The sequence below is a fragment of the Methyloversatilis thermotolerans genome, from assembly GCF_000372885.1.
In the GTDB taxonomy this organism is placed as follows: domain Bacteria; phylum Pseudomonadota; class Gammaproteobacteria; order Burkholderiales; family Rhodocyclaceae; genus Methyloversatilis; species Methyloversatilis thermotolerans.
The window spans coordinates 657,348-679,075 of sequence record NZ_KB889967.1 but is presented as its reverse complement, the minus strand read 5'-3'; the positions used below and the strand labels follow the sequence as shown (position 1 = coordinate 679,075).

Sequence of the window (21,728 nt, the reverse complement as noted above, 5' to 3'; positions counted from 1 at the left end):
GACCGGGCCTGCAGTCAAGCGCGCGATTCTAGCAGATAGGCCGCGACCGCCTCCGAGTCCAGGCGATGTCGGCAAAGTTCGCGCCCACCGGCGCACAGCACCGGGATGTGCTCGCCGTAGAACGGCTCGAATTCCGGATGTTCGTCGATATCGATTTCCCGTACCGTCACGTTCCGGCCGTCGATCAAGGGCTGCAGCGCATCCAGCAGCTCGTCGCACAGGTGACACCAGCGGCGAAGATAGAGCGTCAGTTCGGGCGAAGCACCGCTCACTTTCCATCACCGCCCTGGGAATTGGGCGGACGCAGCGTCAGGAAAGTCTGCCCGTCGCCACGACGGACGAGCACGGTCAGACCGACCTTGGGCTCTATGCCCGACAGAATGCGGTTGAACTGCTCCAGCGAACTGACCGGCGTCTGTCTGCCGCGCGCGATCACCGCGAGAATGATGTCGCCGGCCTTCAGGTCGGAACGTTGATTGCCGGCCACCTCTTCCACGCGCAAACCGCCCTCGACCTTCAGATCGCGCCGCTGTTGCGGCGTCAGCTCTGACAGGACCAGCCCCAGTCTGTTCGGCACGCGTTCCGTTTCCGGCTGACCGCCTCGCCTGAGCTTGCGCGGGTCGACCCGGTCATCATTCAGTTCGGCCACCGTGAGCCGGAGCTCTTTTGCAACGCCGTTGCGCCACACCTGGACACTGGCCACGCTCCCGGGCCGGGTGCCGCCGACCAGCCTGGGCAGATCACCCGATTTCTCCACCGGCTTGCCATCGAAGCGCAGGATGACATCACCCGCTTCGATGCCGGCCTTGTCCGCCGGCCCGCGCGGCTCGATCGAACTGACCAGCGCGCCTTCCGCCCTCTGCAGACCGAAGGAATCAGCCAGTTCGCGCGTCACCTCCTGGATCACCACACCGATGCGACCGCGCTGCACCCGGCCGGTGGCACGCAACTGCGACTGCACGTCCATGGCCACATCGATGGGGATCGCGAACGACAGCCCCATGAAACCGCCATTGCGGCTGTAGATCTGCGAATTGATGCCGACCACCTCGCCGCGCAGATTGAACAGCGGACCGCCCGAGTTGCCGGGGTTGATCGCCACGTCGGTCTGGATGAAAGGCACGAAATTCTCCTGCGGCAGCGATCGGCCCTTGGCTGACACGATGCCGGCGGTGACCGAACTTTCAAAGCCGAAGGGCGAGCCGATCGCCACCACCCACTCACCCACCCGAAGCTTGCCGGCATCGCCGAAGCGGACGGTCGGCAGGCCGGTTGCATCGATCTTCAGCAGGGCAATATCGGTGCGCCGGTCTGCGCCGATCACGCGCGCCCTGAACTCGCGCTTGTCGGACAGTCGCACGGTGATTTCATCCGCCTCGTCGACGACATGGGCGTTGGTGAGGAGATAGCCATCCGCCGAAACAATGAAGCCGGAACCGAGGGAGCGCGCATCTTCAGCCCCCGGCCCACCGGGCTGTTGCGGCACGAAGCGCCGGAAGAAGTCGAACATGGGGTCATCTTCGTCCAGACCCGGCGGCAACTGCGGCATCGCGCGCGTGCTCACCTTCTGGGTGGTGCTGATATTCACCACCGCCCGCCCTTGCTGCTCCACCAGATCGGAGAAGTCCGGCAAGGCGCGCTGCGCGTGAACAGGAAAGATTGCGCCAAGCGCGATGGCGGCACCCAACAGTGCAGCCCGGAGGGAAGCCATCATGTTCATGAAAACCGGGAGTGAGGACGTCCGGAAACAATCCGGATCGCGGGAAGCAGGGACATCGCCGCACTTGCACGCAGCCAGATGCCCGCCAACGCAAGGCCGGCGATCAGACCCACGGCCACCGCGGAATCGGAAGCGTCGCCAAACCACACTCCGAGCGCGACACCGACGATCAGCGCAAACAGGGCGACGCCGTAGGTCAGCAATGCAGCCAGCAAGGCGGTACCGGAGGAAACCTCGAGTTCCACCCTCTCGCCCGGCAGCACCGCGGAATCGAGCGGAATCATGTACGTGGAGACGTTGCGTTCGCACGACTGGCCGCAACCTCCGCGCTCCGTGCAGCGGCCGCAGCCGGCGCTCCGTTCGACCTCGACCCATGCGAAGCCGTCGGATACCTTGACGACCGTACCCGGGCGGACGTCCATCAGCGCTTCTGCACCACCGCGTCGGCCATGCGCTGCAGGCTGTGTGGCGGCACTTCGCCCAGCGCGGTCACGACATAACCTGCGATGCGGCGTTTATAGACGTTGACCGCACCATGCTTCATCGGCCCCATCATGCCGCCATCTTCCTTGCGGTAAGGCTCTATGAACAGCGAAATGGCCGCAAGACCGTCGGAAAACACCATGTGCACCATATCCGGTCGATCCGGACCGAGCGCGCGCTTCATGCCGGCAATCTGCCGGAAACCCGGCACATCCGCGCTCACGGACCATCCCAGGTCGGCGTTCTGAACCTGCGTCGAATTGGCCGCGTGCACGGTCCAGCCGGTTGCGCTGGACGCCATTCGCGACTGCACATCCTCACGGTGCAGGGCGGGACCGATCTGCAACTGGGCGAAGGCGAACTGTTCGATCGGCTCGCCCTTCTCGTTGACCATGCGTGCCTTCACCAACAGGCCGGTCTGGGACTCGATCCAGAACATGTGGCCATAGCGGAAGCCATCCTTGGGTTCGAGCAGCACAAGTTGCGTGTCGAAACCGGCTACGCGCCCCGGCGGACCCTTGCGGATACTGTAGACCTCACCCAGCGCATTCACCGATTCCGGCAGCAGCGACGGAAACGCTTTGCGCGCGCCGCGTCGGTCCTCGATGATCATCTTTTCCTTGGGCAGATAACAACGGACGTCGTCGTTCACGCGTATCACTTCACGCGGGCTGCCATCGAGCACTTCCAGCCGCTCTATCGAATTTCCATCGGGATCGACGTAATGGGCAATGCGCGACGTCTCGACATTGGTGCCGCTCTGGTAGACGAAAGTGCCCAGGTAGGAAATACGTTGCGACGCGCTGACCGCCCTTGCGAGCATGGAGAACGCTTCAGACTGCCCCTGGGCGGAAACCCAGGGAGCAAGCAGCGCGAGACAGACGAGACAGACAGCTCGACAGATCATCGACGGTCGTCGTCGGTATTCGGATCCGAAACGCCACGAGCGTACAGTGCGACGCCCTGCATGCTCCCCGCGGGAGAATATCCGTGATGGGCCACCAGATAGGCACGCAACGGTGCATCGTTCTGAGCCATCCGGACCACTGATGCGGGCTGACTGGGCTGCACAGTCGCCACGACCTGATTCAATGAAGAAGGACCCGACATCATGTCCAGGCCAAGCCACGACACCAATGCAACGCCCGCAACCGCGGCTGCGGCAGGCATCCACAACCGCTTCGCCTCCGGACGAGGGCGTATGGAAACCGGCGACAGTACCGTCGGCTCGTCCTCGATTCGACTCATGATCACCGAGGTGAAATCCGAGCCCGGCCCGATATGCTCGCCCCGGATCGCATCGCCGATCAGCATGTGCAATGCGAATTCGTCGCGCAGGTCGGAATCCGCGTGAAGCCTGTCCAGCACCTGCTGAGCAAGGCGCCCATCGAGTTCGTCATCGATGAACGCGCTCAAGTTCTCTTTCATGCCCTTACCACCTCTTGTCCGGCGCCGTGTCGAGCAGCGGCCGCAACTTCTCTGCAATGGCCTCACGCGCGCGGAATATCCGCGAACGCACGGTGCCGATCGGACACTCCATCACCGCCGCGATTTCCTCATAGGCCATGCCCTCGAGTTCGCGCAGCATGATGGCAGTGCGCAGTTCGTCGGGAAGGGCTTCCATCGCTGAAGTCACCGTCTCGCCGATCTGTTTGGTCAGCAACAGGCGCTCGGGGGTATTGATATCCCGAAGATTGTCGCTGTCGTCGAAATTCTCCGCCTCTTCGGAATCGAATTCCGTGCTCGTTGGCGCACGTCGCCCCTGAGAAACCAGATAATTCTTGGCCGTATTCACGCCGATGCGATACAGCCACGTGTAGAACGCACTTTCCCCGCGGAAGGACGGCAAGGCGCGATAGGCCTTGATGAAGGCCTCCTGCGCGACATCCTCGACTTCCGCAGGATCGCGGATCAGCCGCGACAAAAGACGTCCTAGCTTGCGCTGGTACTTGCTCACCAGCAGGCCGAATGCCTGTTTGTCGCCACGCTGCGCGCGTTCGACCAGAAGCTGGTCTACCTCTCGCTCGCTCATCTGGGCCGATGTAGTGCCACCCGGGTCTTTCACCGGCGCGGATTTTGAACTGGCGCGCAGTATATCCGAGCGCACAGGCCTGGGTACCACTTGAAGGGGGTGTAGTGTCGCGTCCATGCTGCGACTGACACCCCCCAATGAACAAAGTTCATCACTGCGCGCGCTGAGCTATAGTGCAGCCCTCGACTGGAACTGCGGATAGCCGTGCAGACATACGACGCGCTGGTACTGGGAAGCGGACTCGCCGGACAGGCGCTCGCACTTCGCCTCGCTGAGGCAGGACGGCAGGTTGCACTGGTCACCAAGCAGAAACTCGAGGATTCCGCGTCAAGCTGGGCGCAAGGCGGTGTGGCGGCAGTACTTGACAGCGAGGATTCGGTCGAGGCTCATCTGCGCGACACCCTGATCGCCGGCGCCGGCCTGTGTGACCCGGATGCCACCCGTTTCGTGGTCGAGAACGGCCGGCGGGCGATCGAATGGCTGATCGGGCGCGGCGTACCCTTCACCCGCGACGAACAGAGCGCGCTCGGCTATCACCTCACACGTGAAGGCGGACACAGTCACCGGCGCATCGTTCATGTGGCCGACGCGACCGGCTCGGCCATACAGACCACGCTGACCGGCCAGGTCAAGACTCATCCCAACATCCACATCTTCGAACGGCACATTGCGGTCGACCTCATTGTCGGCTGGAAGCTGGGCCTGCCTGAAACCGGGTGCGTCGGCGCCTACGTGCTGGATATCGAAGCGGATCGCGTGCATACCTTCGCATCCCCGGTCGTGGTGCTGGCCACCGGCGGCGCGGGCAAGGTCTATCTGTATACGACCAACCCCGACACTGCGACCGGCGACGGCATCGCCATGGCCTGGCGGGCAGGATGCCGGGTCGGAAACATGGAATTCATCCAGTTCCACCCGACCTGCCTCTACCACCCGCACGCGAAGTCCTTCCTGATCACGGAAGCGATGCGCGGCGAAGGCGGGCTGTTGCGACTACCGGACGGCGAACGCTTCATGCCGGCTCATGACGAACGCGCCGAACTCGCACCACGCGATGTGGTGGCCAGGGCGATCGACTACGAAATGAAGAAGCGCGGCCTCGATTGCGTCTATCTTGACGTGTCGCACAAGCCCGCGGATTTCCTGATTGCCCATTTTCCCAATATCCACGCGCGCTGCCTCGAACTGGGGGTGGACATCACACGCGAGCCGATACCGGTCGTGCCGGCGGCTCACTACACCTGCGGCGGGGTCAAGGTGGACCGGCGGGCGCGCACCGATGTCGACGCCTTGTATGCGATAGGCGAAACCACCTACACCGGCTTGCATGGCGCCAACCGCCTGGCCAGCAATTCATTGCTTGAGTGCCTGGTCTATGCCGAGGCCGCCGCCCACGACATCCTCAGCCGACCGAAAGCGACGTTGCCGGATCTGCCCGACTGGGACGAAAGCCGCGTGACCGACGCCGACGAGGAAGTGGTGATCGCCCACAACTGGGACGAGCTGCGCCGTTTCATGTGGGACTACGTGGGTATCGTGCGCACCAATAAACGCCTGGAGCGCGCCCTCCATCGCATCCGGCTGCTGGAGCGGGAAATCGACGAGTACTACGCGAACTTCCGGGTCAGCAACGATCTGATCGAATTGCGCAATCTCGTGCTGACTGCGCATCTCATCGTCCGCAGCGCAATGCAGCGGCACGAAAGCCGGGGCCTGCACTTCAGTCGCGACTATCCCGGAAGCAGCCCGGTCGCTACAGCGACCCTGCTTCGTCCGCGCCGCTCCCGCCTGGGCGACGAGCTGAGCGCAGGTACGCACTGAGGACGCGGAAGTGATCCGGGTCCTCGAACTGATCGACCCACAGCATGAGCTGCCGTCTGCCCCGCGCGGCATCGCCGTTGCGCAGCAGCGAGATCCATGAGCGGCTGCAGCGGGCGCGCAGGACGGCCATTTCCGACACCCGGCCGGAGCAGTCGCGCACGCTCAGCCTTCCGTCAGGCGACGACGCAAGGCTTTGCAGGCTGCCCGAGGAACGGCGCAGATACAGTGCAATCGACGCGGCGGGCAGCAGCACGCACAGAGCCATCGCACCGACCTCGAAAACACTCGCAGTGGCACTGGCAAGGCAAACAAAAAGGGCCACGTCCTGAAGACGTGACCCTTTGAGCGAAATCGCGGGCAGGCTGCGCTCGCCGCCACTCATTCCACTTCCCTACGCGAGCTTGCGGAAAACAAGCGTCGCGTTGGTACCGCCGAAACCGAAGGCATTCGACATCGCTGCGCGGATCGGCATTTCTCGCGGCACGAGCGGCACGTAATCGAGATCGCATGCCGGATCCTGATCATGCAGGTTCGCGGTGGGAGGTGCGATCTGGTGATGCACGGCCAGCACGCTGATCACCGCTTCGATGCCCGCGGCCGCCCCGAGCGCATGTCCGGTCATGGACTTGGTCGAACTGACGCACAGCCGGGTTGCGTGCGCGCCGAAACAGCGCTTGACCGCCACCGTTTCGGCAATATCGCCCAGCGGCGTGGATGTGCCGTGAGCGTTGATGTAATCGACCTCGTCCGTTGCGACACCGCCATTGCGCAACGAATTGTTCATGCTGCGCGAAGCACCTTCGCCATCCTCGCAGGGCGCGGTGATGTGATGCGCGTCGGCGCTCATGCCATAGCCGGCAAGCTCGCAGTAGATGCGCGCGCCGCGCGCCTTCGCGTGTTCGTACTCCTCGAGCACCAACACACCGGCGCCTTCTCCAAGCACAAAACCGTCGCGTCCGCTGTCCCAGGGACGGCTTGCGGTTTCCGGATCATCGTTGCGCGTCGACAGGGCCTTCGCGGCAGCAAAACCGCCGATCGCCAGGCCGCAGATGGTGGACTCGGCGCCGCCGGCGATCATGATGTCGGCGTCGCCATACTCGATCAGGCGCATCGCCTCGCCGATCGAGTGATTGGCGGTCGCGCAGGCACTCACCGTGGCGAAATTCGGCCCCTTGAAGCCGAAGTTGATCGCGACGATGCCGGAAATCATGTTGATGATGCAGCCGGGAATGAAGAACGGCGACACCTTGCGCACGCCACCCGACAGCAGCGCACTGTGCGTCTCCTCGATCATCGGCAGACCGCCGATGCCCGAACCGACACAGACACCGATGCGCTCGGCGTTAACCGGGTGCGCTTCCAGACCGGCATCACGTATTGCATCCGCGGAGGCCGCGATGCCGTAGTGGATGAAGGTATCGAAGCGTCGCGCCTCCTTCGGAGACAGGTAGTTGGCGACGTCGAAATCGCGCACTTCGCCTGCGATCTGGACAGGCATGGCCGAAGCATCGAAGCGCGTGATGCGCCGGATGCCGGACTTCGCCGCCAGGACGTTTTCCCAGGCTTGACCGACCGTGTTTCCGACCGGAGAAATGATGCCCAGGCCGGTGACGACTACTCTCTTACGTGCCAAAACGTGCTCCGCTGGATGAAACGCTCAGCCCTTGTTGGCGAGGTGGTTGTTGACGTAGTCGATGGCCTGCTGGACCGAGGTGATCTTTTCGGCTTCCTCATCGGGAATTTCGCACTCGAACTCTTCTTCGAGAGCCATCACCAGTTCGACGGTGTCCAGCGAGTCAGCGCCCAGATCGTCAACGAAGGACGATTCGTTCTTGATTTCGGCCTCGTTGACACCCAGTTGTTCGGCGACGATCTTCTTGACACGTTGTTCGATGTTTTCCATTGCGGTACTCCTTCCCTGTGTAGGCCCAAACTGAAGCGTAAGAGCGCGAAAAAAAAGTGGCGCGAGTGTATCAGAAAGCACGCTCCACATTGCCTGCAGCCGATGCCCGGCGGCAGGAGCCGGCCGGGGCACGGCCATCAATGCATGAACATGCCACCATTCACGTGCAGCGTGCTGCCGGTGACGTAGGCAGCGCCCGGGGACGCCAGGAACACGACTGCGGCGGCGACCTCTTCCGCCGCACCCAGCCTGCCGAGCGGGATCTGTCCGAGCAGCGCTTCACGGGCGGCATCGCCCAGCGCATCGGTCATGTCGGTCGCGATGAAACCGGGCGCGACGCAGTTGACCGTGATATTGCGCGATCCGAGCTCCCGCGCGAGCGCCATGCTCATCCCCGCGACGCCGGCCTTGGCTGCTGCGTAATTGGCCTGCCCCGGATTGCCGGTTTCACCGACCACCGAAGTGATGTTGATGATGCGACCACTGCGCGCCTTCATCATTCCCTTCATGACGGCACGCGACATCACGAACACCGCCTTCAGATTGGTGTCGATGACCGCTTGCCATTCCTCGTCCTTCATGCGCATCGAAAGATTGTCGCGCGTGATGCCGGCATTGTTCACCAACACCGAAACGGCGCCGAATTCCTTCTCTATCGCGCCGATCAGCGCAGGAATCGCGCTCCCGTCGGTCACATCGAGCACCACGCCACGCCCCTTGATGCCTGAGGATTCCAGCACCTGCCCGATACCAGCCGCACCCGCTTCGGTCGTTGCCGTCCCGATCACCGTGGCGCCAGCCTGCCCCAGCGCCAGCGCGATCGCGCGACCTATCCCGCGGCTTGCGCCGGTCACCAGCGCGATCTGACCGTCCAGAATAGCCATCACTCTGCTCCCATCTGCTGTGCGAGTTGATCGAGAGACGCCGCATCCGCCAGCGCCACTCCATTCAGTTCCTTGTCGATACGCTTGGTCAGGCCGGCAAGCACCTTGCCAGGACCGCACTCTGCCACGGTCGCCACACCCAGCGACGCCATGCGCCGGATCACCTCGACCCAACGCACCGGGGCCGCCGCCTGGCGCACCAGCGCGTCGCGGATCGCGTCGGCATCTTCCGGACTGGCCACATCCACATTATTGACCAGCGTGATGACCGGCCGGGCGAGCTCGACACTCCGGAGGGCCGTCGCCAGACGATCCGCCGCGGGCTGCATCAGGCTGCAATGAAATGGCGCGCTCACCGGCAAAGCCACCGCGCGTTTCGCCCCGCGCTCCGTGAGCAGCGCCATCGCGCGCCGCACCGCCGTGGCATGCCCCGCGATCACCGTCTGTTCAGGCGAATTGAAATTGACTGCGGCAACCACTTCGCCGTGTGCCGCCTCGGCACAGGCGATACCGACCACCTCGGCATCGAGGCCGAGGATGGCCGCCATTGCACCGGTGCCGGCGGGCACCGCCTCCTGCATGGCCTGCGCACGCAGGCGTACCAGCGGCACGGCATCCCTGAGCCGCAACACACCGGCCGCGACCAGTGCCGCGTACTCGCCCAGACTGTGGCCGGCGACCACATCCGGCATGCGCCCGGTGCGCCTCATCCAGCTGCGGAACACCGCAACGCCGGCCGTCAGCATCAGCGGCTGGGTATTCGTGGTCAGCGCGAGCCGCTCCGCCGGCCCGTCGGCCACCATGGCCCACAGGTCCTCGTCAAGCGCTGCCGAAGCCTCGTCGAAGGTCGCGCGGATCTCCGCGTCGTCGCCATAGGCCGACATCATGCCGACCGACTGGGATCCCTGGCCGGGAAACACAAAAGCGAATTTATGCATATGAGGAATATCTGCCTGAACCCACCGCCGCGATCAGAAACGCAACAGCACGCCACCCCAGGTGAAACCGCCGCCAACGCCCTCAAGCATCACGTGATTCCCTGGCTTGATCCGTCCATCCCGCACCGCCACGTCAAGCGCGAGGGGCACGGAGGCGGCGGACGTGTTGCCGTGCTCGGCCACCGTGGTCACCACCCGTTCCATCGGCAGTTCCAGGCGCTTCGCGGTCGATTGCAGGATGCGGATGTTGGCCTGATGCGGAACCAGCCAGTCAAGCGCACTCAGCGGAAGCCCGGCCGCCGCCATCAGCTCCACCGCCGTATCGCCCAGAACGCGCACGGCGAATTTGAAAACAGCCTGACCGTCCATCTGCAGGAAGGGCTTGCCCGAAACGCCGCCGCCGCATACCTGGCCCGGCACCGACAGGATGTCGTGGTAGTGGCCGTCCGCATGCAGGGCACTGGACAGGATGCCGGGCGCAGCGGACGCCTCGAGCACAACCGCGCCCGCCCCATCGCCGAACAGCACGCAGGTGCCGCGGTCATTCCAGTCGAGAATGCGCGAGAACACCTCCGCGCCAACCACCAGCGCACACCTGTGCGAGCCCGAGCGGACAAATTTGTCGGCGATCGTCAGTGCGTAGACGAAACCGGAACAGACCGCCTGCACATCAAAAGCGGCGGCCGTGCGGTTGCCGAGCTTGTGCTGCAACAGGCAGGCGGTGCTGGGGAACACCTGATCGGGCGTAGACGTCGCAACGATCACCAGATCGACCTCCGCCGCATCCCGACCGGCTGCCGCGAGCGCCTGGCGTGCGGCGTGCAGGGCCAGGTCGCTCGAATTCTCCTGCACCGATGCGAAATGCCTGAACCGTATGCCGGTGCGATCGGCGATCCATTCGTCGGAGGTATCGATACCCCGCGCAACCAGGTCGTCATTGGACACGGCCGCGCCGGGCAGATGACCACCCGTGCCGGTAATGCGGCTGAAAATCATGCAGCTACCTCGGTACGAGTCATGCATTGGGTGATGCGGGCGATGAGGTCATTGCGCACCGCGTCCGCAGCGCGCGCCACCGCCTGTTCGAAACCGTAGGCGTCGCTCGACCCGTGACTCTTGACCACAACGCCACGCAAGCCCAGCAGGCTGGCGCCATTGTAGCGGCGGTGATCGACCCGGCGGCGGAACGCGGATATCACTGGACGGGCAACCAGGTACATCAGCTTGCGCAGCGGTCCGCGACTGAATTCCTCGCGCAGGAAGGTGGCGATCATCTGAGCCAGACCTTCCGAAGTCTTCAGCGCCACGTTGCCGACGAACCCATCGCAGACCACGACATCGGTCGTGCCCTTGTAGATGTCGTTACCCTCGACATTTCCATAGAAATTCAGATCGCTGGCGCGCAGAAGTTCGGCTGCGCCCTTCACCGCTTCGTTGCCCTTGATCGCCTCTTCGCCGATGTTGAGCAAACCCACGGAAGGACGCTCCCGCGATTCCAGCGCGGAAACCAGCATCGCACCCATGAGGCCGAACTGGAACAGGTGTTCGGACGTGCAGTCCACGTTGGCCCCCAGATCGAGCACATAGGTGTGCCCCTTGACCGTGGGCAGTATGGAAGCGATGGCAGGACGATCGATGCCGGGAAGGGTCTTGAGCACGAATTTGGAAATGGCCATCAGCGCGCCGGTGTTGCCGGCGGACACCGCCGCCTGGGCGCGCCCCTCCTTGACCATGTCGATCGCGACACGCATCGAGGAATCCTTCTTTGCGCGAAGCGCCTGTGCGGGCGGCTCATCCATGCCCACGACTTCCGACGCATGGACAACCGACAGGCGCGACTCGCCCTCGGCGCCAAGACGCTTCAACTCGTCCTGAAGCACATCCTCGAGCCCGACCAGAAGCAGGTGGCAATCCGGATCCCTGCGCAGATAGGCCAGAGCGGCCGGCAAGGTGACGGATGGCCCGTGATCCCCGCCCATGCAGTCTATGGCCAGGGTGTAACTCATGTCGGGCATCCGCATGAAAAGGTGGTTTCCGGCGCGCACCCGCAGGAATGCGCCGGACAGGAAACCACGATGATCACTCGCCCTTGGTCTTCAACACCTTCTTGCCGCGATAGAAACCACTCGGAGAGATGTGATGACGCAGATGCGCCTCACCGGTGGTCGACTCGACGGCGGTGGCCGGCGCGGTCAGGAAATCGTGCGCACGATGCATGCCGCGCTTCGACGGCGACTTCTTGTTTTGCTGAACAGCCATGACAACAACTCCCCCGGAATAACCGGACAAATAAACCGCAAAAGCCGGGCGGCAGAGCCGCCACGGGCGAAAATCAGCTCTTCTTCAACGCACCGAGGACTGCGAAGGGCGAGGGACGACCGTTACCGGCAAGCTTGTCCAGCGATCCGGCCGGCAGACCGCACGCTTCTTCGTGCATCGGCACGGGCGGCAGCGCGAGCAGCAACTCGTCCTCCACCAGAGTGGCAAGTTCGAGCGGACCGTCGAGCTCGAGCGCTTCGAAACTGTCGTCCTCCAGATCGGCGTCATCCCAAGCCTCTCCATCGAACACCAGGCGAAAACGCGTCCGGCTCGCGATCGGCAGCGGGAGATCACCCAGACAGCGCTGGCACTGAACAACCACCGAAGCGGAAACATCCAGCTCCAGCCAACAGGCACCGTCCGTATCGACCGACCCCTGCACTGACCACTGCACAACGCGCCCCGCTTCACGGCACTCGGCCACAAAACGCGGAAAAACCTCGACCTGACTGCGACCGCTCAACGCCTGGGCCGCATGCGCAAACTGGCGGGCATCGAGGCGGACCTGCACGTTGTCGCCACCGGCTGCCTCGCTGGAAGCCTGACTCAACGACCCGTCCACCGACCCAACCAATGATTCACCCGAGCGCACACTCGCCACCTGTACTGCTGCATCGCGAGAACCGTAACCGGCGATGCCTGCCACCGGAAACCATCTTCGACGATGCGCGAAGAAACAAACACGAAATGATACTATCCCCCTGAAGTAGCTGTCAAAGCCTGCCCGCAAACGAATCGGGGCGATGCATCGCGCACCCGAACGTATCGTCCTCCTCATACGCCATGTCCCGCCCCCTGCCCCCCATCGTCCTCGGGTCCTCGTCCCGCTATCGGCGCGAACTCATGTCGCGCCTGCGCCTGGATTTCATCTGCGATGCGCCGGATATCGACGAGCAAGCGCTTGCAGGAGAATCGCCACGTGCTCAGGCGATACGCCTCGCGCGCACGAAAGCCGCCGCAGTCGCCGCACGCCACGCTGGCGCCTGCGTGATCGGCTCCGACCAGGTCGCCTGGAGCGGCGGCGACCGCTATGGCAAACCAGGCACGCGCGAAGCGGCGATCGCCCAGCTCACGGCGCTGAGCGGACGCGTCATTGTTTTCGATACCGCACTGTGTGTCATCGATGGCCGCGACGGCAGCCTGCATGAAGCCCTGGTGCCCACCGAGGTGGCGTTCCGCCGTTTGCAGGCTCAAGAAATCGAGCGCTATATCGACCTCGACACACCGCTGGACTGCGCCGGCGCGGCGAAATCCGAGTCCCTGGGCATCAGCCTGCTCGAACGCATGAGCGGAGACGACCCGACCGCGCTGGTCGGACTGCCGCTGATACGCCTTGCGGCCATCCTGCGCGACCTGGGATTCTCCCTGCCATGAGCGCAGGCACTCTTTACATGCTGCCGAGCCCGCTCGATGCCGCCTGCGCGCCCGGTGCGGACACCCCGAGCGCGGTGCGCGAATGCGCACACCGGCTGGATTACTTCCTGGTCGAGAACGCCAGATCGGCGCGCGCGACGCTGAAGCGCCTGGAGCATCCCCGCCCTCTCCGCGAACTGGACATTGTCGAGCTCCCGCCGGAGCACGAAGGAGGGCTGCTGCGCGAACTGCTCGCACCGGTCGCCTCCGGCCGCGACGCCGCGGTCATCTCGGACGCGGGATGTCCCGGCGTCGCCGATCCGGGCGCCCTTGCCGCCCGCACTGCCCACGGAATGGGTATCCCGGTGATGCCGCTGGTCGGCCCTTCATCGATACTGCTGGGCCTGATGGCCTCCGGTCTGAACGGCCAGTGCTTCATTTTCCACGGCTATCTGCCGGTCGAGGACGACGCGCGCGGCAAGACCCTCGTCGAGCTGGAAAAGCAATCGGCAAGATTGCGCCAGACGCAGATTTTCATCGAAACACCCTATCGCAACCTGCGCATGTTCGAGGCGATACGCAAGCACTGTCGCGGCACGTCCCTGCTGTGCATCGCATCAGCGCTCACCGCACCGGACCAGTTCATCCGTACCCAGGCGATTGCGGCCTGGACGCCAGAACAGGTCGAACGCATCGACCGCCGTCCGACCCTGTTCCTGCTGCTCGCCTGAAAGCAGGCGTCGGCGTCTATCGCATGCCCACGCGGGACAGCGCGCCGGCAACGCTTTCTCCGAAATTGGCGCCGAACTGTTTGGCGAAACGCTCGGCGATGTTCTGACGCTGCGTGAAATCGACGATGTCCGCCGCCTTCACCACCTCGCGGGCGACATACTCCACACTGCCCAGATCGTCGGCCAGCCCCATTTCAATGCTGCGCGAGCCCGTCCACATGAGCCCGGAGAACATGTCCGGAGATTCCTTCAGCCGCTCGCCGCGCCCCTGCCGCACGACGTCTATGAACTGCTGATGGACATCTCCCAGAAGCTGTTTCGCATGCAGCTTCTGTCGTTCGTCCTGGGGGGAGAAAGGATCGAGAAAACCCTTGTTCTCTCCGGCCGTAAGCAGGCGCCTCTCGACACCCAGCTTGTCCATCAGACCGGTGAAGCCGAAACCATCCATCAGCACGCCGATGGAGCCGACGATGCTCGCCTTGTCGACATAGATGCGATCGGTCGCGACAGCGACGTAATACCCGCCGGAGGCGCAGATATCCTCCACCACGGCGTAGATCGGGGTATCCGGGTAAAGACCACGCAAGCGACGGATCTCGTCATTGATGATGCCACTTTGCACCGGGCTGCCGCCCGGGCTGTTGATCTTGAGGATGACGCCCTGCGTGTTCTTGTCGTCGAATGCCGACTGCAGCGACGAAATCACGCGATCCGCACTCGCCTCGCCGTTGGGCGCAATGACCCCGGTCAGTTCCACCAGCGCGGTATGTTTCTTGTGCTCGGCCTGACTGAACAGCGCGCCCCAGTCGACCAGAGCAAAGGCCAGTACGCCCAGATAGGCAAAGCCGACCAGGCGGAAAAAGATGCCCCAGCGCCGGCGCCGCCGTTGTTCGGTCACCGATTCCAGCGCGATGCGCTCGATCAGCTTGCGTTCCCAGCCCATATCGCCCCGTTGCTCGGACTGCTTGTCGGATTCGGACATCGCTTCTTCACTCATTGCATGATTCGGACAGCCAGACCTGCCCGCCGGATTCCTCGACCGGCACCGGCTGCAGGCGGGCGCCACGACATGGCCCCCCCACACAGACACCGGTTTCCGGCTCGTAGAGCGCACCATGCGTCGAGCAGATCAAGTATAGCTTCGACAGATCGAAGAACTCGCCGTGGTTCCAGTCGAGTTCTATGGGTACATGGCGGCAGCTGTTGAGGTAGGCGTAGACCCTGCCCTGGAAGCGGACTGCGAACGCCTCGACGAGGGCCCCCTTGCGCTCGACCTGGAAACGCACGCCTGCGCCGCCATTCTGCAGGGCATCCGATGGGCAGAGGCTCAGGCGTTGCATTTGAGCCACGCCGACAGTTCAGCCACGCTTGCCGCGTGCGCCCGCGGCGACGCCGCAAGCAGTTCGTGCACCGGATGAGCGCCATAACTCACCGCGACGGCCTGACAGCCGGCATTGCGCGCCATCAGCAGATCGTGCGTCGTGTCCCCGATCACCAGCGTGCGTGTCGGCTCGTGGCCCAGCTGTTCCATGAGTTCGAGCACCATGTCGGGTGCCGGCTTGGACACCGATTCGTCTGCACAGCGGGTCGCAGCGAACCTCGGCGCCAGTCCGGTATGTCCGAGCGCACGATCAAGACCAGCCCTGCTCTTGCCGGTGGCAACGGCCAGCATGTGGCCGCGACCGGACAGTTCGTCCAGCAACGCTGCGACGCCCTCGAACAGTGTCAGTTCGTGGTCACGTGCCAGATAGTGATAGCGATAGCGGCAGGCCAGTTCCTGGTGCCGCGCCACCGGCAGTTCAGGAACGGCGCGCGCCAGCGCGTCGAGCAGACCGAGACCGATGACCGAGCGGGCCGTGGCGTCATCGGGTGGAGTCACTCCGATGTCGATGCAGGCATTCTGTATGGACCGGACGATGGCGGCTGCCGAATCGAGCAGTGTGCCATCCCAGTCAAAAACGATGAGGTCGAACTGTGCGGGCATGATCTGTCAGTGAGGGTCACCTGGGGTCTGGTCGAATTCGCGCACGGATTGCGCATCCAGGTGGCGGATGAAGCCTGCGAGATCCGCGGGCAGCGGCGCCTCGATGCGAAGCGGCTCGCCGGTCAGCGGATGCTTCAAGGCAAGCCGGTGCGCATGCAGGAACATGCGGGGCAACGCCTCCTTGCGCAACGCTTTGTTCAGCGCAAAGTCGCCATATTTCTCGTCGCCGGCGATGGGAAAGCCGCTTGCCGCGAGGTGCACGCGGATCTGGTGCGTGCGGCCGGTGCGGATGCGCACGCCGAGCAGGCTGTAGCCAGGCCAGCGCGCCTCGAGCTCCACGATGGAATGCGCCGCTTTGCCTTCGGGATCGACCGACACCCGGCGCTCGCCCGATTCGGTGAGATATTTGGTGAGCGCCAGCCGGATGTGCTGCACCGGGTTGAGCCAGCGCCCCTTCACCAGAGCGAGATAGCGCTTGTCCATCGAACGCGTGTCGGTGCCACCTTCGCGGAAGGCGTCATGCAACGCATTCAGGGCGGAACGCTTCTTGGCCACCAGCAGGATGCCCGAGGTTTCCCGGTCAAGCCGATGCGCCAGTTCAAGCAGTTTCGCCTGCGGCCGGGCGCGGCGCAGACTTTCGATCACGCCGAAACTCACGCCCGAGCCACCGTGCACCGCAATGCCGGCCGGCTTGTTGAGGGCCAGAAAGGCCTCGTCCTCGTAAAGAATATCGAATTCCAGCGCCGGCGCGGGCGGCTGTGCGCCGGGTTCGGCCAGCCTGATCGGAGGAATGCGCACTTCGTCCCGCTCGACCAGGCGATAGGTCTGGTCCACCCTCCGGCTGTTCACGCGCACCTCGCCGGAGCGCAGGATGCGGTACACATGGCTCTTGGGCACACCCTTGCACACGCGCAGCAGGAAGTTGTCGATGCGCTGCCCCGCCTCCTCCGCATCCACCACATGCCGTGCAACTTTCGGAGCTTTACCCAACTCCTTCATTTCAAATATACTGCGGCGGGTTTTCGGTCGGATTTCGGAGCCGACGCAGAACGAAGCACATCCAGCCCGAAGTGGCGGACGCCGGGTGACATTGAGACGGTGCAGTGCTTCTTCATGCAGTCCTTCAGGAAATGACGGAAACCGGATCACGGGTTAATCCCGCTCACCCAAAGTAGCGAGTGTACTGAGTAGCGCGAGTACCGTACAGGCAGAATCCCCCAGGCAGCCGCGAAAGCGCGGATGCATTGAGAGTTGGCAGACCCCTCCACGTCCCCCGTCCGTTCCCATCGAAAAGTACCGATTGCAGCCGACTAGATAGACGTTATTCACTGACGAGCGGTTTGTCCTGCCCGTGTGCGGTGCGCGCGGGAGAAGTTGATGAAACGAATGCTCTTCAACGCAACGCAGGCCGAAGAGCTGCGCGTTGCGATTGTCGACGGTCAAAAGCTGGTTGACCTCGACATTGAGTCATCCAGCAAGGAACAGCGCAAGAGCAACATCTACAAGGCCGTCATCACCCGCATCGAGCCCAGCCTCGAAGCGTGTTTTGTCGACTATGGCGCAGACCGCCACGGCTTCCTGCCGTTCAAGGAAGTATCCCGGTCCTATTTCAAGCCCGACCTCGAACCCGGCCGCGCGCGCATCCAGGACGCGCTGTCGGTCGGCCAGGAACTGATCGTCCAGATCGACAAGGACGAACGCGGCAACAAGGGCGCCGCCCTCACCACTTTCATTTCGCTGGCCGGGCGTTACCTGGTGCTGATGCCGAACAACCCGCGTGGCGGCGGTGTTTCGCGCCGCGTCGAGGGTGACGATCGCGCCGAGCTGCGCGAAACCATGGATCAGCTCGAAGTGCCCTCCGGCATGAGCCTGATCGCCCGCACTGCCGGCATCGGTCGCAACGCGGAAGAACTGCAGTGGGACCTGAACTACCTGCTGCAACTGTGGACCGCCATCGAAGGTGCAGCCCAGTCGCAGACCGGCGCCTTCCTGATCTACCAGGAAGGCAGTCTGGTGATCCGCGCCATCCGCGACTACTTCCAGCCCGACATCGGCGAAATCCTGATCGATACCGACGAGGTGTACGACCAGGCCTACACCTTCATGGAACACGTGATGCCGGGCAATGTGGCCCGCGTAAAGCGCTACCGCGACGATGTCCCGCTGTTCTCCCGTTTCCAGATCGAGCACCAGATCGAATCCGCCTACTCGAGGCAGGTAAACCTGCCGTCGGGCGGTGCCATCGTGATCGACCATACCGAGGCACTGGTGGCGGTCGATGTGAACTCGGGTCGTTCGACCAAGGGCAGCGACATCGAGGAAACCGCGCTGCGCACCAACTGTGAGGCGGCCGACGAGATCGCGCGCCAGCTTCGCCTGCGCGACCTTGGCGGCCTCATCGTCATCGATTTCATCGACATGGAAAACCCGCGCGCCCAGCGCGAGGTGGAAACCCGGCTGCGCGACGCGCTGCATCACGACCGCGCGCGCGTCCAGATGGGCAAGATCAGCCGCTTCGGCCTGCTCGAGCTGTCGCGCCAGCGGCTGCGCCCGGCTCTGGCCGAAACCAGCTACATCCCGTGCCCGCGCTGCAATGGCACCGGCCACATCCGCTCGACCGAATCGGCGGCGCTGCACATCCTGCGCATCCTCGAAGAGGAGGCGATGAAGGAGAACACCGGCGCCGTACACACCCAGGTGCCGGTCGATGTCGCCACCTTCCTGCTGAACGAGAAGCGCGCCGACATCAATGCGATCGAGTTGCGCCACAAGGTGAACATCGTACTGATCCCGAACAAGCACCTGGAAACGCCGGCGCACGAAATCATCCGTCTGCGCCACGACCAGCTGAATCAGGAAGGCACGACACCGCCCTCCTACCAGATGGCCAGCCACCCCGCGACGGAAAGCTATCAGCCGCCGTCGGCCATACCGGCCGATGAGCGGCCGAAGCGCCAGGAAGCCGCGATCAAGCACATCACGCCGGATCAGCCTGCTCCGGTGGTCGCCGAGCCGGCGCCCAGCGTGCCGGTCGCGGTAACCGCGCCGGTGCCGGCATCCAAGGGCGGACTGTTCCAGCGCATCGCCGCGTGGTTCCTCGGCAGCCCCGCGACTCAGGCGGCTGAACCGGCGCCGGCACCGGCCGCCAAGCCTGCGCCCACGCGCGAGCGCACGCCGCGCGGCGAAGGCCAGGAGCGCGGCGGACGCAGCCGCAATCGCAAGGATGGACGCGACAGCCGTGAAGGGCGTGAGACGCGCGAACCCCGCGAAGGACGCGAGCCGCGCGACGCGCAGAACAAGGGTGAAGGACGCGATGGCCAACGCAAGCCGCGCGAACCCCGCGAGCCGCGGGAAGGTCGCGACAACCGTGAGGCGCGTCCGGAACAGAGCGAAACCGTAGCCCGCGAGCCGCGCGAACCGCGTCAGCCGCGCGAGCCGCGCGAACCCAAAGAGGCGCGCGAGCCGCGTCAGCCACGGGAACGTGCAGCCAACGATACGGCGCGCGAACCGGCACAAGCCGATCTTCCGCTGAATGGCGCGCCGCTGGCCGAGAGCACCGCACCGGCTGAGGGCGGGGAGGAACGCAGCTCGCGTACCCGTCGTCGTCGCGGCGGGCGTCGCGAACGCGGCGAACGCCGTCCCGATGCAGTCGAAGGCCAGGTTGCGGAAGCAACTGCCGGCGAAGCTGCCGTTGCCGACAACGCCGTGGCAGCGGACCTGAACGTAAGTCCCGCCGCCAACGAAACCGCGGCCAACGCGCCGGCGGCCCTTGTGGTCGAGGCGGTGGTGCCGGCCGAACCGGAACGTGAAATCCAGGCTGCACTTCCGCTGCACGCACCGGATACGGCAGCCTTGCCGGAGCCGGGCACGGTGGATGCAACGGTCGCTAACGACGCATCGCAGGTCGTGAGCCACAATGATGGGCCAGCGGTGGACGTCGCGCCGGAAGTGGCGGACACCCCTGAACCGGCGATCACCGCCGCGTCGGCTGAGCCGGTGGCCAGCCCGGTCGCAGCGACGCCGTTGAATGGCAGCGATGAGTCGACGCTGGTGCGTGCGATGGAAAGCCTGGTCGCCGCCGCGCCGACACCGTCGTTGCCGACCGCAGCGCCCGGACAGGCCCCGGTGGAGCCCGCCCCCGCCCTGCAGGACACACTGGCCGCCAGCGGTCTGGTCATGGTGGAAACATCGGCCGAACGTGCTGCGCAAAGCGAGACGGTAGAGGTCGAAACGCCCCGGTTGGGACGTCCGCGCCGTGCCACGCCGGTCATCAACAATGAACCCATGCAGCAGGTCGAGACGCGCAATCCCTGACCTTCGCCGCATGAATCGAAGCCCGGACTGAGGTCCGGGCTTTTTTTACGTTCACACCCGTGCTCGGGGGTATTTCCCTTAGCCGAAAGACGCTTTTTCACCGACACTGCCACGCCTTTTCATCACAACAAAACGAGGAGATTCTCCATGCGTCTGTTTGCAGCACTGCTCGCCGTCGTCGCCAGCACCACCGTATTCGCCCACGGTCCGTCACGTCTCAAGGCCAATGAAACCGTCACGCTCAAGGCCAGCCCGGATGCGGTGTGGGCCAAGGTGAAGGACTTCACCCAGCTGCAGTCCTGGCATCCGGCGGTCGAAAGCAGCAGCGCCACCGCCGGCAGCGACATCGGATCGGTACGCACGCTGAAGATCAAGGGCGGCGGCGAGGTGGTCGAGAAGCTGGAAGCGATGTCCGATGCCGACCGCAGCCTGACCTATACGGCACAGGATGGCGGCGCGCTGCCGGTGAGCAAGTACAAGTCGACCATCACGGTGAAGCCGGCGGAGGGCGGCGGTTCGACGGTGGAATGGAAAGGCGTGTTCTTCCGCGCCGACCCGAGCGAGCACCCGGCCGCCGGCAAGGACGACGAGGCGGCCACCGGCACCATCAAGAAGGTCTATACCGACGGCCTGAACAATCTGAAGGCACTGCTGGACAAGTGATTCTGCAGGCCGGTCATGCAGACCGGCTGCAGCGTTCAAGGAGCGGCCGCGGACGGGTCGCTCCGCGTCAACGCAGTTGCGTCAGCACCTGCCTCAGTTCCTGCAGCAGGCCGTCCGCGGCATCCTCGATCAGGTCCAGCACGCGTTCGAATCCCGCCGGTCCGCCATAGTACGGATCGGGCACTTCCTGTTCTCCGAAGCGGCGACCATGTGACAGGAAGAGCGCAATCTTGTGCCGCATCGCAGGCGGGCAGACTTTTTCGAGATTGCGCAGGTTGTCTCGGTCCATCGCATAGATGCGGTCGAAGCGCTCGAAATCGTCAGTCGTCACCTTGCGTGCGCGGATGGAGGCAAGGTCTATGCCGCGCGCGGCTGCCGCGTCGAGCGCGCGCGGATCAGGGCGGCTGCCCACGTGATAGGCATGCGTCCCCGCGGACTCCACCCAGATGCGCTGCGCCAGGCCGGCCGATTCGAGCCGCGCGCGCATCACGCCTTCCGCTGTCGGGGAACGGCAGATGTTGCCCATGCAGCAGAGAAGAATCTTCACTTCAGCATCCTGATCCATCCTGCGGCCCCTGCGCAA

At 64.2% G+C, this 21,728-nt stretch carries 25 protein-coding genes; 5 read left to right on the top strand and 20 right to left on the bottom strand.

Annotation, left to right across the window (positions count from 1 at the left end; translation table 11 throughout):
- Positions 1-14: 14 nt before the first annotated feature.
- The 6 genes from A3Q7_RS0102715 to rpoE are packed head-to-tail and all read right to left on the bottom strand — an operon-like array spanning position 15 to position 4,235.
- Positions 15-272, bottom strand: a complete 258-nt coding sequence (locus tag A3Q7_RS0102715; protein WP_018410319.1) for a glutaredoxin family protein — start codon at positions 270-272, stop codon at positions 15-17.
- Positions 269-1,714 (bottom strand): DegQ family serine endoprotease, encoded by a 1,446-nt coding sequence (locus A3Q7_RS0102710; RefSeq protein WP_026224412.1) that lies wholly within the window; start codon positions 1,712-1,714, stop codon positions 269-271. Before A3Q7_RS0102710 ends, A3Q7_RS0102715 begins: the two co-directional genes overlap by 4 nt.
- A 2-nt stretch (positions 1,715-1,716) precedes the next feature.
- Positions 1,717-2,142: a SoxR reducing system RseC family protein gene (locus A3Q7_RS0102705; protein ID WP_018410317.1), complete on the bottom strand. Its 426-nt coding sequence runs from the start codon at positions 2,140-2,142 to the stop codon at positions 1,717-1,719.
- Positions 2,142-3,110, bottom strand: a complete 969-nt coding sequence (locus A3Q7_RS0102700; protein WP_026224411.1) for a MucB/RseB C-terminal domain-containing protein — start codon at positions 3,108-3,110, stop codon at positions 2,142-2,144. Before A3Q7_RS0102700 ends, A3Q7_RS0102705 begins: the two co-directional genes overlap by 1 nt.
- Complete coding sequence (locus tag A3Q7_RS0102695; protein ID WP_018410315.1) at positions 3,107-3,631, bottom strand: sigma-E factor negative regulatory protein; 525 nt, start codon at positions 3,629-3,631, stop codon at positions 3,107-3,109. The genes A3Q7_RS0102700 and A3Q7_RS0102695 overlap by 4 nt, the downstream gene beginning before the upstream one ends.
- A gap of 4 nt (positions 3,632-3,635) precedes the next feature.
- Positions 3,636-4,235 carry an RNA polymerase sigma factor RpoE gene (rpoE, locus tag A3Q7_RS0102690; RefSeq protein WP_018410314.1) on the bottom strand — a complete coding sequence of 200 codons (600 nt, stop codon included), beginning with the start codon at positions 4,233-4,235 and terminating at the stop codon, positions 3,636-3,638.
- 204 nt (positions 4,236-4,439) lie between these two features.
- Between rpoE and nadB the strand changes: the two genes are divergently transcribed.
- The gene (nadB, locus tag A3Q7_RS0102685) at positions 4,440-6,056 is read left to right on the top strand and encodes an L-aspartate oxidase (RefSeq protein WP_018410313.1); all 1,617 of its coding nucleotides are present in this window, start codon (positions 4,440-4,442) and stop codon (positions 6,054-6,056) included.
- On the opposite strand, the gene A3Q7_RS19285 is transcribed toward nadB, so the two are convergent.
- The 9 genes from A3Q7_RS19285 to A3Q7_RS0102640 form a co-directional block, all read right to left on the bottom strand.
- Entirely contained in the window at positions 5,989-6,438 is a 450-nt protein-coding gene (locus A3Q7_RS19285; protein WP_026224410.1) for a hypothetical protein, read from the bottom strand. The two genes, nadB and A3Q7_RS19285, sit on opposite strands and share 68 nt — an antisense overlap.
- Before the next feature lie 9 nt (positions 6,439-6,447).
- Complete coding sequence (gene fabF / locus A3Q7_RS0102675) at positions 6,448-7,689, bottom strand: beta-ketoacyl-ACP synthase II (protein ID WP_018410312.1); 1,242 nt, start codon at positions 7,687-7,689, stop codon at positions 6,448-6,450.
- A 24-nt stretch (positions 7,690-7,713) separates the two neighbouring features.
- Positions 7,714-7,959 (bottom strand): acyl carrier protein, encoded by a 246-nt coding sequence (acpP, locus tag A3Q7_RS0102670; protein ID WP_018410311.1) that lies wholly within the window; start codon positions 7,957-7,959, stop codon positions 7,714-7,716.
- A 137-nt stretch (positions 7,960-8,096) separates the two neighbouring features.
- Entirely contained in the window at positions 8,097-8,843 is a 747-nt protein-coding gene (fabG, locus tag A3Q7_RS0102665) for a 3-oxoacyl-ACP reductase FabG (RefSeq protein WP_018410310.1), read from the bottom strand.
- Positions 8,843-9,781, bottom strand: a complete 939-nt coding sequence (gene fabD, locus A3Q7_RS0102660; RefSeq protein WP_018410309.1) for an ACP S-malonyltransferase — start codon at positions 9,779-9,781, stop codon at positions 8,843-8,845. Before fabD ends, fabG begins: the two co-directional genes overlap by 1 nt.
- A 33-nt stretch (positions 9,782-9,814) precedes the next feature.
- Positions 9,815-10,777: a beta-ketoacyl-ACP synthase III gene (locus tag A3Q7_RS0102655; protein WP_018410308.1), complete on the bottom strand. Its 963-nt coding sequence runs from the start codon at positions 10,775-10,777 to the stop codon at positions 9,815-9,817.
- Positions 10,774-11,787 carry a phosphate acyltransferase PlsX gene (plsX, locus tag A3Q7_RS0102650; protein ID WP_026224409.1) on the bottom strand — a complete coding sequence of 338 codons (1,014 nt, stop codon included), beginning with the start codon at positions 11,785-11,787 and terminating at the stop codon, positions 10,774-10,776. The genes A3Q7_RS0102655 and plsX overlap by 4 nt, the downstream gene beginning before the upstream one ends.
- 73 nt (positions 11,788-11,860) lie before the next feature.
- A complete protein-coding gene (rpmF, locus tag A3Q7_RS0102645) occupies positions 11,861-12,040 on the bottom strand; it encodes a 50S ribosomal protein L32 (protein ID WP_018410306.1) in 180 nt (59 codons plus the stop codon).
- A 73-nt stretch (positions 12,041-12,113) separates the two neighbouring features.
- Positions 12,114-12,746: a YceD family protein gene (locus A3Q7_RS0102640; protein ID WP_232417783.1), complete on the bottom strand. Its 633-nt coding sequence runs from the start codon at positions 12,744-12,746 to the stop codon at positions 12,114-12,116.
- Positions 12,747-12,883: 137 nt separating this feature from the next.
- On the opposite strand from A3Q7_RS0102640, the gene A3Q7_RS0102635 reads away from it, so the two are divergent.
- A complete protein-coding gene (locus A3Q7_RS0102635) occupies positions 12,884-13,474 on the top strand; it encodes a Maf family protein (protein ID WP_026224408.1) in 591 nt (196 codons plus the stop codon).
- The gene (locus A3Q7_RS0102630; RefSeq protein ID WP_026224407.1) at positions 13,471-14,184 is read left to right on the top strand and encodes an SAM-dependent methyltransferase; all 714 of its coding nucleotides are present in this window, start codon (positions 13,471-13,473) and stop codon (positions 14,182-14,184) included. Before A3Q7_RS0102635 ends, A3Q7_RS0102630 begins: the two co-directional genes overlap by 4 nt.
- 16 nt (positions 14,185-14,200) lie before the next feature.
- On the opposite strand, the gene A3Q7_RS0102625 is transcribed toward A3Q7_RS0102630, so the two are convergent.
- From A3Q7_RS0102625 to A3Q7_RS0102610, 4 genes are read right to left on the bottom strand one after another with little or no spacing between them, the layout of a single operon-like run.
- Entirely contained in the window at positions 14,201-15,166 is a 966-nt protein-coding gene (locus A3Q7_RS0102625) for a S49 family peptidase (protein ID WP_026224406.1), read from the bottom strand.
- A gap of 7 nt (positions 15,167-15,173) precedes the next feature.
- The gene (locus tag A3Q7_RS0102620) at positions 15,174-15,524 is read right to left on the bottom strand and encodes a Rieske (2Fe-2S) protein (protein WP_018410301.1); all 351 of its coding nucleotides are present in this window, start codon (positions 15,522-15,524) and stop codon (positions 15,174-15,176) included.
- Positions 15,512-16,168 carry an HAD family hydrolase gene (locus A3Q7_RS0102615; RefSeq protein ID WP_018410300.1) on the bottom strand — a complete coding sequence of 219 codons (657 nt, stop codon included), beginning with the start codon at positions 16,166-16,168 and terminating at the stop codon, positions 15,512-15,514. Before A3Q7_RS0102615 ends, A3Q7_RS0102620 begins: the two co-directional genes overlap by 13 nt.
- A 6-nt stretch (positions 16,169-16,174) precedes the next feature.
- The gene (locus A3Q7_RS0102610) at positions 16,175-17,167 is read right to left on the bottom strand and encodes an RluA family pseudouridine synthase (RefSeq protein ID WP_026224404.1); all 993 of its coding nucleotides are present in this window, start codon (positions 17,165-17,167) and stop codon (positions 16,175-16,177) included.
- Between the two features lie 378 nt (positions 17,168-17,545).
- Between A3Q7_RS0102610 and A3Q7_RS0102605 the strand changes: the two genes are divergently transcribed.
- Positions 17,546-20,482 (top strand): Rne/Rng family ribonuclease, encoded by a 2,937-nt coding sequence (locus A3Q7_RS0102605; protein ID WP_040570664.1) that lies wholly within the window; start codon positions 17,546-17,548, stop codon positions 20,480-20,482.
- Between the two features lie 147 nt (positions 20,483-20,629).
- Positions 20,630-21,145, top strand: a complete 516-nt coding sequence (locus A3Q7_RS0102600) for an SRPBCC family protein (protein WP_018410296.1) — start codon at positions 20,630-20,632, stop codon at positions 21,143-21,145.
- A gap of 67 nt (positions 21,146-21,212) precedes the next feature.
- Here A3Q7_RS0102600 and A3Q7_RS0102595 read toward each other — a convergent pair whose 3' ends face one another.
- Positions 21,213-21,710: a low molecular weight protein-tyrosine-phosphatase gene (locus tag A3Q7_RS0102595; protein ID WP_018410295.1), complete on the bottom strand. Its 498-nt coding sequence runs from the start codon at positions 21,708-21,710 to the stop codon at positions 21,213-21,215.
- Positions 21,711-21,728: the final 18 nt, after the last annotated feature.